Raw genomic sequence first — 12325 nt, 5'->3', positions numbered from 1 at the left:
CACCATGCCACTTGGCACCGAGAGCGTCTGGCTGCGCCGGTACGCCACTACGCGGACGCCGCGGCTCCGGCTGCTCTGCCTGCCGCACGCCGGCGGTTCGGCCAGCTTCTTCCACAGCTGGGGCCACGCCTTCGGAGACGACGTCGAAGTGCTCGCCGTACGCTACCCGGGCCGCCAGGAGCGGATCGGCGAGGAGCCCCTGACCGTACTGGAGGACCTGGCCGCCGCCATCACCGGCGAGCTGGAGCCCTACCTGGACCTGCCGCTGGCCGTCTTCGGCCACAGCATGGGAGCCAGCGTCGGCTACGAGATCACCCTGCGCCTCGCGGAACGCCACGCCGCCGCCCCCGCGCTGCTGATGTTCTCCGGCCGCAAGCCCCCGCACCTGCTCACCCCGCGGACCGCCGCCTTCGGCAGCGAGGACGACCTCGTCGAGGAGGTCAAGCGGCTCGGCGGCACCGACTCGGCGCTGCTCGACGACCCGGACCTGCGCGAGCTGGTGCTCCCCGCCATCCGGGCCGACTTCACCGCCGTCTCCGGCTACACGGCGCGCCCCGGCGTCCCGCTGCCCTGCCCGGTCGTCGGGTACGTCGGCGACAGCGACCCCGACGTGCCCGCGTCCGAGGTCGCCGCCTGGGCGGACCTCGCCCCCCAGGGCTTCGAGCTGCGGGTCCTGCCCGGCGGCCACTTCTACCTTGTGGACCGCCATGCCGAACTCGTCGGGGACATCCGCGCACGGCTGGCCGCGCAGCGGTGAGTACGACCACCACCGTCCGGCCGCGGCCGATGTGCGGCGTGGGCGTCCTGGACAAGGCGGCGGTGCTGCTGGAGATCGTCGAGAGCGGGCCGGCCCCCCTGGTCGACCTGGTCGCCCACAGCGGGATGTCCCGCCCCACCACCCACCGCATCGCCGTCGCCATGGAGCGCCTCGGCCTGCTCACCCGCGACGGCCAGGGCCGCTTCGTCCTCGGCCCCCGGCTCGGCACGCTGGCCGTCGAGGTCCGGCACGACCGCCTCGCCGAGGCGGCCGGCCCCGTGCTGGCCGAGCTGGCCACCCGGACCGGACTGGCCGCCCGGCTCTACCGCCGGCGCGGCGCCCTGCAGATCTGCGTCGGATCCTCCGTCGACGCCCTGGCCGACCCCGCCGCCATCGGAACCGCCCGGCCGGCCTCGGCGGGGCCCGGCGCCCAGGTGCTCTACGCCTGGGCCGAGCCGGAGGAACTGTACGAGGGACTGCGGCGCGCCCGGTTCACGCCGGCCCAGCTGGCCGTCGTACGCCGCCGGGGCTGGGCGTACGGCCCCGACCCGGTCGAGCCCCGCGCCGTCTCCTACGCCGTACCGGTGCGCGCCGCGTCCGGCGTGGTGGCCGAGGCCCTGGTGCTGACCGGGACGAGCACCCGCATGCCCGGGGGCCCCGACCGGCAGCTGAGCCGAGCCGCCGCGGACGCCGCCGCGTCGCTCAGTGACGCATTGCTGCGAGGTACCGGGAAGCCGCACCCGGCGGGCCGGGCCGGAAGCTGAATTCACCGGCGGCCGTGGCAGGTTGTTGCAGCCGTCGTTGTGAGAAATTGACCGCGACCGCACCATTTCCAGTGCGAGTAACTCTGCCGCGCTTGTGGCGGCGAATCCGAAAAGGGGAAAAAGCGTGACCACTGCTACGCGCGACGAGCGTCTCGAGACCATCAAGGAAATTGTCTGCGACATTCTCGAGATCGAGGAGGACGAGGTCACCGAGGTCAGCCTTTTCAAGGAGGACCACAACGCCGACTCGCTCCGCGCCATCGAGATCCTCGCGGCCCTCGAGAAGGAATTCAAGGTCGTCATCAACCAGAGCGAGCTGCCCCGCATGGTGAACCTCAAGGGCGTCTACGAGGTCGTGTCGGAGCCGGCCAACTGGTAGTCGCACCGGCGGCGGATGGGGAGGTTGCCATGACGGCGGCAGAGCGCGGCACCGGCCACACCCGGCCGGAGCGGCACCGGGTGGTTCTCACCGGACTAGGAGTGGTGTCCAGCATCGGACTCGGCGCGAAGGAGTTCCTCGAGGGACTGCGTGAAGGCCGCAGCGGTGCCCGGCCCATCTCGGTGTTCGACACGGAGGGTTTCGCCCACGCGAACGGGTGCGAGATCACGGATTTCGACCCGCACGACTGGATCAGCACGCTCGACGTGGAACAGCTCGGCAGGGCCGCGCAGTTCTCGACGGCGGCCGCCCGGATGGCCCTGGAGGACTCGGGACTGGATCTGGCGCAGCTGCGCACCCGGCGCGGCCTGATCTCCATCGGCACCACCGACGGCGAGAGCCACGACCTCGACCAGCTCGTGGAGAGCGAGCTGGCCGGCGGCACCGGAGCCTTCGACCCCACGGCCGCCCGGCGCGTGCCGGCCGGGCGGCTGTCGGTCGCCATCGCCCAGGAACTGGGCCTGACCGACGTGGAGGCCCTCACCATCCCGACCGCCTGCTCGGCCGGCAACTACGCCATCGGCTACGGCTTCGACGCCGTCAGCTCCGGCGAGGCCGACTTCGCCTTCTGCGGCGGGGCGGACGCGATGTGCCGCAAGACCTTCACGGGCTTCTACCGCCTGGGCACCATCGCCCCGGACCGCTGCCAGCCCTTCGACGTCGACCGCAAGGGCATCCTCACCGGCGAGGGCGCGGGCGTGCTCGTCCTGGAGCGGCTGGACTCCGCCCTGGCCCGGGGCGCCACCATCTACGCCGAGGTGCTCGGCTACGGGCTCAACTGCGACGCCCACCACCAGGTCGCCCCCGACCGGGACAGCGTCGCCGAACTGATGCGCCTCGCCCTGGACAACGCCGGGGTCAAGCCGCACGAGGTGGACCTCATCTCGGCGCACGGCACCGGCACCAAGGCCAACGACATCACCGAGGCGGGTGCGATCCGCCAGGTCTTCGGGGACACCCCTCCCCGCACCGTCTCCATGAAGTCGATGCTCGGGCACAGCATGGGCGCCGCCAGCGCCCTGGGAGCGATCGGATGCGCCCTGGCCATCCAGAACCGCTTCATCCCCCCCACCATCAACCACGTCACCACCGACCCCGAGTGCGACGTCGACTGCGTACCGAACCAGGCGGTCGAGGCCGACCTGCGGATCGTCCAGAACAACGGGCTGGCGTTCGGCGGCAACAACGCGGCGGTGCTGCTCGGCCGGTACGACGCGATCAAGGAGGCGTCATGACGATCCGCCCCATCATCGGGATGGGCGCCGTCGCCGCCACCGGCTCCGGTGTCGGTGAACTCTTCGAGAACCTGTGCCGGGGTGTCAGCGGGCGGGCGGAGCTGCGCGGCTTCGACCGCACCAGGTTCCGGGCGCAGCACGCCTACGAGGTCGACGACCGACCAGCCGTCGGCGAGGACGTCCCCGGACGCGCGAGCCGGCTCCTGCACGAGGCGATCGCCCAGGCCGCCGCCGACGCGGGCCTGGGCGAGGACCTGTCCGGCATCCCGATCCTGGTCGGCACCGGACTGCGCGAACTGCGGTCGATGGAGCTGTGGTGGGGTGACGGCACCCCGTTCGCCGACTCCGGGCTGCACTTCGGCACGGGCCTGCGGGAACGTTTCAACGCCGACGTCACGCACACCTTCTCCAACGCCTGCTCCGCCTCGCTGTACGCGCTCGCGCTCGGCAGCGACCTGCTCGACCAGGAGGGCGAGGACGCGCCCGACACCGTCATCATCGCCGGTGTCGACGTCCTGACCGAGTCGATGTACGGGCTCCTGGAGCGCGTCCACCCGACCCCGCCCGACCGGGTACGCCCCTTCGACCGCAACCGCACGGGCGTCCTGATGGGGGACGGCGCCGCCGCGATCGTGCTGCGCCGCACCGAGGAGGGTGCCCCGCAGGTGTACGGCCGGCTGCGCGGCGTCGCCGTCAACTGCGACGCGTACCACGTCACCGCGCCCTCCCCGGAGGGCATCGCCGAGGCCATGCGCACCGCCCACGGGCTGGCCGGCGTCAAGCCGTCCGACGTGGACCTGGTGATGCTGCACGGCACCGGCACCCTGCTCAACGACGAGGCGGAGGCCACCGCCCTGGCCGACGTCCTCGGCGACGACGCCGGCGTGCCCCTGATGACCGCCGTGAAGTCCATGACCGGGCACACCTCCGGGGCGTCCGGACTGATCAACCTGATCGTGGGCGTCCAGGCCCTCAACGAGGGGCGGGTGCCGCCGACCGTCGGTCTGGACGAGCCGGTCGAGGAGGCCGCCCCGTTCCGCTTCGTCACCGGCACCGCGGCAGCCGGCCAGCAGCTGAAGGTGGCGCAGCTCAACGCCTTCGGATTCGGCGGCATCAACGCCGTGGCCATAGTGGAGGGTCCCCGATGACCACGCAAGCCCCGCTGACCGCCCCGCGTACCGGGAGCACCGCCGCCACCGTGGTGGTCACCGGCGCCGCCGTCCTGCTGCCGGGCGCCGACTCCGTACGCGCCCTCGCCGACGGACCCGCCGCCGGCGGCGCCCCCGTCGAACCGGCCGCCCACGTCGGGAAGAAGGGACTGCGCTACAAGGACCGCGCCACCCAGCTCGGCTACGCCCTGACCGCCGCCGCCCTGCGCGACGCGGGCCTGCTCGGCGCCGACGAGAAGGAGGGCGTCAACGTGCCCGCCGCCAGCGTCGGCGTGGTCGCCAGCTCCAACTTCGGCAACCTCGACACCGTCGCCCGGGCCCTGGAGACCATCCGCGCCGAGACCGTCACGGCCACCTCGCCGATGGACCTGCCCAACGCCTCCAGCAACGTCATCGCCTCCTCGGCGGCCATCCGCTACGGGCTGCGCGGCCCCAACCTGATGGTCTGCAACGGGGAGACCTCCGGCCTCGACGCCCTCCACTGGGCGGCCACGATCATCGCGGCCGGGCGCGCCCAGCGGGTCCTGGTGCTCGGCGTCGAGCCCGACAACGAGGTGGTGCGCCGCCTCCTCGGCGGCGGCCACGCGGTCGACGGCGGCGCGGCCCTGGTCGTCGAGGACCGGGCCGCCGCCGCCGAGCGCTCCGCGACGGTGCGCGCCGTGCTCGGCCCGTACCGCAGGGGCGCCGTCCCGGCCGGCCCGGTGGGCCGCCGCTGGGAGCTTCCCGAGCACCTCGGCAAGGCCTCCGGAGCCCTCGGCCTGCTCCAGGTCGCCGCAGCAGTCGGCTGGTTCGACGCCGGCGAGCGCGGCCCCGTCCAGGCCGTCACCGGCACCGCGGCCGACGACGCGAGCGCGGACCTCCTGCTGCTCGCCCCCGAAGCAGCGTGAGCGGCGAGGAGAAGGAGTCAGTCATGAACACCAATGTGGACCTGCGCCCGGTGTCGGTCGAACGGCGGACCGAGGGCACCGGCCCCCGCGTCCTGCTCCTCCACGGACTCGCGGCCAACGACACCGTCTGGGACCGGGTCCTGCCCGAGCTGCCCCCCTCGTACCAGGTGTGGACGGCGCGGCTGCCGTGGCGCACCGAGACCATTGCCGACTGGAACGAGCAGCCCAACCTGCGCGGCTGGCTCGCCAAGGCGCTGGAGGCGGTACCGGGCGGCGCCGAGGTCGTGGTCGCCCACTCCATGGCGGCCAACGTCCTGCTCGACCTGCTCGACCAGAAGAACCGGGGCGGCGTCGACGCGCTGCGCCAGTTCGGTATCCGGGCCCTGGTGCTGGTCTCCACCTTCTACCGGGGCAGCACCGACGAGTTCGACTGGGGCACCATCAGCTACTACCTCAACGACTTCCACCTGATCATGGAGGAGGGGATCCGGGCCCACTCGGGCGGCCGCATCCCCGACGACATCAAGCAGGCGATGGGGGAGCGGGTCCGCGACCGCGTCGGCCCCTACGGCTGGCTGCGCTTCTTCGACCTGTACCTGCGCACCCCCGCCCTGCAGACCGGCCGGATCACCGCCCCCGCCCTGGTGCTGGCCGGCGCCACGGACTTCGCCGCCCGCCCCGAGGAGAGCGCGGCGCTGGCCGAGGCGCTCCCCGACGCGATCGGCTGCGTCCTGCCCGGCAGCGGCCACTTCCCGATGCTCGACGAGCCCGCGGAGTTCGCGACCGCCGTCAGCACGTTCGTCAACTCGACCATGGGCCTGACTCCGCAGCGCGGGGCCGCCCTCCTCAACGCTCTGGAGCCCCTCGCATGACCCTCGTCACGGACACCGCCGTCAAGGCGCTGCTGAACACCGCCACCGCCACCCGGGTCCGGCCCCGCTACGAGGGGTCCAACATCTGCACGTGGATCGGCTTCAAGCACGTCAACTACCTCGTCGAGGAAGCCGTCCTGGAGCACTTCCGCCAGTCCGGGCTGCCCGCCCGCGCGCTGTACGAGGAGCACGGCCTGGGTCTGGACCTGGTCTCCATCGACACCCGCATCCTGCACGCCTTCCACATGGACGACATCGCCGATGCCGAGGTGGTGCCCTGGACGAAGGACGACGACGGGACCATCGGCTTCAAGGTCACCATCCAGTTCGAGCGCGACCACGAGATCCACAAGGCCGTCACCTCCAAGGTCCGCGTCGCCCTGCGGGTCGACACCTACCTGGAGGCGGCCGGCGAGGTCCCGGAGCAGCTCGCCCGCTTCGCCGTTGCCACCCTCGGCGACGACCTCGAACGCGAGCCGGCCACCGCCGCCCCCGCCGAGGAGGAGATCCTCGCCTCCCTGACGGCCGGGCAGAACGCCTACGCCTGGAAGTGGAACATCCCGTACCCGTACTGCCACTTCACCGAGCGCATCCAGATGTCGGGCTACCTGCGCCTGATGGAGGAGGGCAAGGACCGCTTCGTCGCCGACCGCGGCATCTCCATCAAGACGCTGCTGGACGACCGCCGCTGGATCCCGGTCGTGCCCCGCTCCGACATCCGCATCCTCGACGAGGCGCTGATGGAGGAGGACCTCTACACGGTCTACACCGTCGAGGAGGTCTTCAAGGACTTCACCTACACCTCCCGCATGGACTTCTACGTCCTGCGCGACGGCAACCTCGTCAAGACCGCCACCGGCCGCATCGTGCACGGCTACGCCGTCATCGAGAACCGCCGCGACTGGAGCCTGGTCAACTTCGACCAGCGGGTGCTCGACGCGATCAACGGAGTGCCGGCGGCGTGAGCGAGATCTGGGAGAGCGGCACCCCACGGCTGCTGCTCATCGAGAGCCAGGGCCGCGTCGCGCAGGACGCCGGATTCCGGCGTGACGCGGTCACCCAGGTGATCACCGGCCAGTCGGCGCTTCTCTTCCTGGTCCAGGACGGTGTCGTCCTCGCCGTGCCCGGCAGCGACACCGAACTGGACCGGTTCCAGAAGGAGGGCGGCGTGCTCGCCGCCGACAGCTTCTCGCTCGCCCAGCACGGCCTCGACACCGCGGCCCTGCGGCCCGAACTGCGCATCGTCGGCATGGACGTGGTGGCGGGCTGGATCCTCGATCCGGCCGTCAAGGTGGTGTGGCACTAAGTGGCCAGGCAGATCCCGCACACGGACGTGCTCATCACCCTCATGGGCGGCCCCCACACGTCGGACCAGGTCACCACCGCGCTGCGCCTGACCCAGGCCCTCCTGGACCAGAACGCGACCGTGGCGGTGTGGACCTGCGGGTACGCCACGCTGCTCACCCAGCGGGCGCTCGGCTCCACCAAGCCGCGCAACCTGGCGGACTGGAACCGGGAGTACCCCACGACTTCCGGCCTGATCGAGGGCCTGCTGACCACCTACGAAGGCCGGCTCCACTGGTACGGCTGCCGGTTCTGCAGCGACGACCGGGGGGCGGTGGACCACCTGCCCCAGGTGGTGCTCCGCCCGCCCGGCGGCTACGCCGCCAACGTCGCCGCCGCCGACAAGACCCTGCACCTGGGAGGGATCTGATGGACGACCGGGTGCTGGCCATCGTGGAGAAGGGCTACCGGGGAGCGCTGGAGAAGCAGTTCTTCGACGAGCTCTACCTGGCCGTCGAGCTGCACCGGCAGCTCGCGGGCCTCGACATCCTGCTGCGCGGCTCGGCCGTGTCCTACGCCCTGGACGCGGGCCCCGTGCCCGCCCTGCGCATCGGCACGGTGACGGTGGACACCCTCACCGATCCCCGCGAGGGGCTGCGCACCCTCCTCGGCGCGGGAGTCCGCGTCCTGGTGGAGGAACCCGACATCGCGGCACTGCGCTCCCCGTACCCGCTGATCGAGGGCGTCGAGCTCGTCGGCGCGGGCGCGACGGCCGAGCAGTGGAGCGACTACCGGATGGTCTTCTTCCTGTGACCACCATGAACGGAAGGAACACGTGACGGTCATGACCACCCTCACCACGGGCGCCGGACGCCCGGTGATCACCGCCTGGTCGGCCGTGTCGCCGTACGGCATCGGCAGGGCGGCGTTCACCGAGGGCCTGCGCGAACGGCGCGGCACCGTCACCGAACTCGGCCCCGAGCACGGCACCACGCCCGGCGGCGTCGGCCACGTCGTGCCCGGCTTCTCCATCCGCGAGGTGCTCGGCAAGAAGGGGACCCGGTCGATGGACCGGGTCACCGGCCTCGCCGTCGCCGCCGTCGGCTCGCTGCTCGACGACGGGGAGCGCAACCGCGCGGTCGGCACCGGCGAGGGAGCGGCGTTCGCGCTCGGCACCACCACCGGCAGCGCCCAGTCGATGATGGACTTCACCCGCGACTCCCTCACCGGGGAGCAGCCCTTCTTCGTCGACCCGGCCCGGTTCCCCAACACCGTCATGAACTGCGCGGCCGGCCAGAGCGCCATCTGGTACCAGCTCAAGGGCCCCAACGCCACCATCGCGGGCGGCCGCACCGCCGGCCTGCACGCCCTGAACTACTCCCGCCGCCTGCTCGGCGCGGGCCGCGCCCGCACCGTGCTGTGCGGGGCGGCCGAGGAGTTCAGCCAGGCCCGCGCCTGGCTGGAGCACCACACCGGCGACCAGGGCCCCGCCCCGGCGCTGGGCGAGGGCTGCGCGATGCTCCTCGTCGAACCGCACGACCCCGGCGACCCCGGCCAGCCCGTGCTCGCCGAACTCCTCGCCGTGGAGCTCGGTGTCGTCCTCGACGGGGACGTCCGGCCCGCCCTGGTCTCCGCACTGCGCTCGGCGCTGCGCCGGGCCGGCGTCGAGCCCGGCCGGGTGGCCGCCGTCGCCCGCTCCGGCGCACCCGGCCGCGAGGGCCTGGGCGAGGCCGAGGCGGTGCGGGAGGTGTTCGGGACGGGCGAGCACGCCGACCTCACGCCGACCGCCCTGATCGGCGACACCGGCGCCGCCGCGGCCGCCTTCCAGACGGCCGCCCTGCTCTCGTACGCCGAGGACCGGCCCGCCGAGGCGGCCGGCCGGATCGGCGTGATCACCTCCGTGGACCGCACCGGAACCGTCGGCTGCGCCCTGCTGGCCCTGCGCTGATCCCCCGCCCCCACCGAAAGGACCGAAGAACCGTGCTGGACAAGGAAGAACTGCGCGCCGTCGTGGCCCAGGTGCTCGACGTCGACGTGACCGAGGTGACCGACGACGTGCGGTTCGTCGACGACCTCGAGGTCGACTCGCTCATGGCGCTGGAGATCGTCGTCGTCCTGGAGAAGAAGTACGGCGTGAAGCTGCCGGAGTCCGAGCTCAAGCAGATCGTGACCCTGCAGAGCGCCTACGACCTGCTGCTCACCAGGCTCGCCACGGCGCAGGCCGCGTGATGACCGGTGCCAGCCCACTCGGCGGCGCGGTCGAGATCCTGCCCGCCGACGGCGAGCTGACGGGCGCGGCCCGCTTCACCGTCGCGGACACCGAGACCGTGCTGCCCGGCCACTACCCGGGCTTCCCCATCTTCCCCGGCGTCTGCCTGGTGGAGTGCGCCCGGCTGAGCGCCGAGGCGACTCTGCCCGACGAGGCCAAGGGCACCGCGCTGGCCGCCGTGGAGTCCACCCGGTTCACCGGGCCGGTCTTCCCCGGCGACCTCGTCGACATCGACCTGGCGTGGAAGCGGACCCCGGCCGGCGACTGGCAGTGCCGGGCCAAGCTCAGCACCGGGCGCGGCCCCGCGGCCGGCGTCCGGCTGCGCTTCGCCCACCCGTCGGGAGAGGCGGCCGCCGCATGACCGGCCAGCGCGACATCAGGGCCCGGTTGCCGCACCGCTTCCCGATGCTCCTCGTCGACCGCCTCGTCGACGTGGTCCCCGGCGAGCGCCTGATCGCCCTCAAGGCGGTCACCTGCAACGAACCCTGGTACGAGACGCTCGGCCCGGACACCCCGGAGGAGGACTTCGCCTACCCGGCGACCCTGCTCGTGGAGTCCTGGTGCCAGTCCGCCGGTGTCCTCGCCACCTGGGACGACCCCAACCCGGACGTGCTCGACGGACAGGTGATGCTCTTCGGCGGCATGACCGGAGTCGAGTTCCACCGCCCGGTGCTGCCCGGCGAGGTCCTGGAGCACCGGGTCCGCCTGGACCGCAAGGTCGACGACACCCTGCTGTTCGAGGGCGAGACCCGCTCCGCCGGCGAGACGGTGATGACCGTCGGCCGCATCGTCATGGCCTTCCGCCCCGCCGCGGCCCTGCGCCCCGAACCCGCCGCCTGACCGCCCGCCCGAGGAGAAGAGGACCATGTCAGACATCACGAGCCGGGTCGCCCTGGTCACCGGCGGATCCCGGGGCATCGGCCGTGCCACGGTGAAGGCGTTGGCCCGCGACGGGTTCGACGTCGCGTTCTGCTACCGCTCGGACGACGACGCGGCGCGCACCCTGGAGAAGGCGGGCCAGGAGCTCGGCGTCCGCATCGCCGGCACGCGGGTCGACGTCGCCGACGGCGCCGCGGTGCGGGCCTGGATCGAGGCCACCGAGGAGCAGCTGGGCCCGATCGACGCCGCCGTCACCGCAGCCGGCATCACCCGCGACAACCCGCTGGTCCTCATGGAGGACGCGCAGTGGCGCCAGGTGATCGACACCAACCTGGACGGCGTCTACCACACCTGCCGCGCCGTGGTCTTCGGCATGATGAAGCGCCGCGGCGGCGCCATCGTCAACATCTCCTCGGTCGCCGGGGTCTACGGCCACGGCACCCAGACCAACTACTCGGCGTCCAAGGCCGGGATCATCGGCTTCACCCGCGCCCTCGCCAAGGAGACCGGCCGCTCCGGCATCCGCGTCAACGCGGTCGCCCCCGGCTTCATCGAGACCGACATGGTCGCCGAGATGAACGACAAGGCCCGCAAGGAAGCGCTGTCCTCCATCCCGCTGCGCCGCATGGGCACCGCGGAGGAGGTCGCCGACCTGGTCGCCTACCTGGTGTCGGAGAAGGCCGCCTACATCACCGGTGCGGTGCTCCAGATCGACGGCGGCATCACCATCTGAACCCCCGCACCACTCGCTACCACTCGTACCACTCGTACCAACCGTTGGAGGCGGTGATGGCACGTCGAGGACCGCGCTGGTACTTCTCCTTCCGCAGCCCGTACTCCTGGATGGCGTACCGGGACCTGATGGACAGGCACCGGGACGTGGCGGACCGGATCGAATGGCTGCCCTTCTGGGAGCCGGACCAGGTGGCGCAGGACCACCTCGAACGCAGCAACATCCGGCTCCCGTACGTCCGCATGTCCAAGGAGAAGCACCTCTACATCCTCCAGGACGTGCGCCGCCTGGCCCGGGCCCGCGGCCTGGAGATGGTCTGGCCGGTGGACACCGAGCCCCGCTGGGAGGTGTCGCACCTGGCCTACCTGGCCGCGGCCGGCCACGGCGCGGGACCGGAGTTCATCGCCGAGACCTACCGGCGCCGCTGGGAGCTCGGCGAGGACATCTCCCTGCCGGAGACCATGGCCTCCATCGGCAAGGAGATCGGGCTCGAACCCGATGTGACCCGGTACGCCCACGAGGACCCGGAAATCCGCGAGAAGGGCCTGGAGATGCTGGGCTCACTGCATCGGGACGGGGTGTTCGGCGTCCCTTACTTCATCGACGGCTTCGACAGGTTCTGGGGCGTGGACCGCCTCCCCGGATTCGTCGAGGCGGTACGCATCCGCATCAGGAAACAACAAAAGCAGGAAGGCTGAATCATGGCGACGAATCCCTTCGAGGACGACAACGCGAACTACTACGCCCTCGTCAACGACGAGGGGCAGTACTCGCTCTGGCCCGCTTTCGCGGAGGTGCCGGCCGGCTGGACCGTCGCGCACGGCGAGGCGAGCCGGCAGGAATGCCTGGACCACATCAACGAGAACTGGACGGACATGCGGCCGAAGAGCCTCGTCGAGGCGATGGCCGCCTGACCGGACGGATCAGACGTACTCGTACGTACTCATACGTACTCATACGTCCCAGGCGTACCGGCAGGGAGCGACGGGCGTCCGTGTCATCCGCGGACGCCCGTTCCGCATGTCCGGGCGCCGCCG

At 72.0% G+C, this 12325-nt stretch carries 18 protein-coding genes; all 18 read left to right on the top strand.

Annotation, left to right across the window (positions count from 1 at the left end):
• The first annotated feature begins 4 nt into the window (after positions 1-4).
• The 18 genes from ACZ6Y1_RS31635 to ACZ6Y1_RS31550 all read left to right on the top strand — a co-directional run bounded on the left by ACZ6Y1_RS31635 (position 5) and on the right by ACZ6Y1_RS31550 (position 12202).
• A complete protein-coding gene (locus tag ACZ6Y1_RS31635; RefSeq protein WP_469637796.1) occupies positions 5-757 on the top strand; it encodes a thioesterase II family protein in 753 nt (250 codons plus the stop codon).
• Positions 754-1521: an IclR family transcriptional regulator gene (locus tag ACZ6Y1_RS31630; protein WP_469637793.1), complete on the top strand. Its 768-nt coding sequence runs from the start codon at positions 754-756 to the stop codon at positions 1519-1521. The genes ACZ6Y1_RS31635 and ACZ6Y1_RS31630 overlap by 4 nt, the downstream gene beginning before the upstream one ends.
• 124 nt (positions 1522-1645) lie before the next feature.
• Positions 1646-1900 (top strand): acyl carrier protein, encoded by a 255-nt coding sequence (locus ACZ6Y1_RS31625; protein WP_469637790.1) that lies wholly within the window; start codon positions 1646-1648, stop codon positions 1898-1900.
• A gap of 29 nt (positions 1901-1929) precedes the next feature.
• Positions 1930-3195, top strand: coding sequence for a beta-ketoacyl-[acyl-carrier-protein] synthase family protein (locus tag ACZ6Y1_RS31620; protein WP_469637787.1), 1266 nt, complete (start codon positions 1930-1932; stop codon positions 3193-3195).
• The gene (locus ACZ6Y1_RS31615; RefSeq protein ID WP_469637784.1) at positions 3192-4343 is read left to right on the top strand and encodes a beta-ketoacyl-[acyl-carrier-protein] synthase family protein; all 1152 of its coding nucleotides are present in this window, start codon (positions 3192-3194) and stop codon (positions 4341-4343) included. The genes ACZ6Y1_RS31620 and ACZ6Y1_RS31615 overlap by 4 nt, the downstream gene beginning before the upstream one ends.
• Positions 4340-5251, top strand: a complete 912-nt coding sequence (locus ACZ6Y1_RS31610; protein ID WP_469637781.1) for a beta-ketoacyl synthase N-terminal-like domain-containing protein — start codon at positions 4340-4342, stop codon at positions 5249-5251. The genes ACZ6Y1_RS31615 and ACZ6Y1_RS31610 overlap by 4 nt, the downstream gene beginning before the upstream one ends.
• Before the next feature lie 23 nt (positions 5252-5274).
• Positions 5275-6123 (top strand): alpha/beta fold hydrolase, encoded by an 849-nt coding sequence (locus ACZ6Y1_RS31605; protein WP_469637778.1) that lies wholly within the window; start codon positions 5275-5277, stop codon positions 6121-6123.
• Positions 6120-7088, top strand: coding sequence for an acyl-CoA thioesterase family protein (locus ACZ6Y1_RS31600; RefSeq protein ID WP_469637775.1), 969 nt, complete (start codon positions 6120-6122; stop codon positions 7086-7088). Before ACZ6Y1_RS31605 ends, ACZ6Y1_RS31600 begins: the two co-directional genes overlap by 4 nt.
• Positions 7085-7429, top strand: coding sequence for a hypothetical protein (locus ACZ6Y1_RS31595; protein WP_469637772.1), 345 nt, complete (start codon positions 7085-7087; stop codon positions 7427-7429). Before ACZ6Y1_RS31600 ends, ACZ6Y1_RS31595 begins: the two co-directional genes overlap by 4 nt.
• Positions 7430-7837 carry a hypothetical protein gene (locus ACZ6Y1_RS31590; RefSeq protein ID WP_469637769.1) on the top strand — a complete coding sequence of 136 codons (408 nt, stop codon included), beginning with the start codon at positions 7430-7432 and terminating at the stop codon, positions 7835-7837.
• Entirely contained in the window at positions 7837-8220 is a 384-nt protein-coding gene (locus ACZ6Y1_RS31585) for a hypothetical protein (protein WP_469637766.1), read from the top strand. Before ACZ6Y1_RS31590 ends, ACZ6Y1_RS31585 begins: the two co-directional genes overlap by 1 nt.
• Positions 8221-8251: 31 nt before the next feature.
• A complete protein-coding gene (locus ACZ6Y1_RS31580) occupies positions 8252-9355 on the top strand; it encodes a beta-ketoacyl synthase N-terminal-like domain-containing protein (protein ID WP_469637763.1) in 1104 nt (367 codons plus the stop codon).
• 32 nt (positions 9356-9387) lie between these two features.
• Positions 9388-9636, top strand: a complete 249-nt coding sequence (locus tag ACZ6Y1_RS31575; protein ID WP_469637760.1) for an acyl carrier protein — start codon at positions 9388-9390, stop codon at positions 9634-9636.
• A complete protein-coding gene (locus ACZ6Y1_RS31570; RefSeq protein WP_469637757.1) occupies positions 9636-10037 on the top strand; it encodes a 3-hydroxyacyl-ACP dehydratase FabZ family protein in 402 nt (133 codons plus the stop codon). The genes ACZ6Y1_RS31575 and ACZ6Y1_RS31570 overlap by 1 nt, the downstream gene beginning before the upstream one ends.
• Positions 10034-10516 (top strand): 3-hydroxyacyl-ACP dehydratase FabZ family protein, encoded by a 483-nt coding sequence (locus ACZ6Y1_RS31565; protein WP_469637754.1) that lies wholly within the window; start codon positions 10034-10036, stop codon positions 10514-10516. The genes ACZ6Y1_RS31570 and ACZ6Y1_RS31565 overlap by 4 nt, the downstream gene beginning before the upstream one ends.
• 25 nt (positions 10517-10541) lie before the next feature.
• The gene (fabG, locus tag ACZ6Y1_RS31560; RefSeq protein WP_469637751.1) at positions 10542-11288 is read left to right on the top strand and encodes a 3-oxoacyl-[acyl-carrier-protein] reductase; all 747 of its coding nucleotides are present in this window, start codon (positions 10542-10544) and stop codon (positions 11286-11288) included.
• Positions 11289-11344: 56 nt separating this feature from the next.
• Positions 11345-11986, top strand: a complete 642-nt coding sequence (locus tag ACZ6Y1_RS31555) for a DsbA family protein (RefSeq protein ID WP_469637746.1) — start codon at positions 11345-11347, stop codon at positions 11984-11986.
• 3 nt (positions 11987-11989) lie between these two features.
• On the top strand, positions 11990-12202 hold the full coding sequence (locus ACZ6Y1_RS31550; protein ID WP_469637743.1) for an MbtH family protein: 213 nt from the start codon (positions 11990-11992) through the stop codon (positions 12200-12202).
• Positions 12203-12325: the final 123 nt, after the last annotated feature.

Source organism: Streptomyces sp. NPDC053432 (assembly GCF_055585365.1).
Note: the sequence above shows the minus strand (reverse complement) of the source record. Positions and strands in the feature narration are given on the sequence as shown.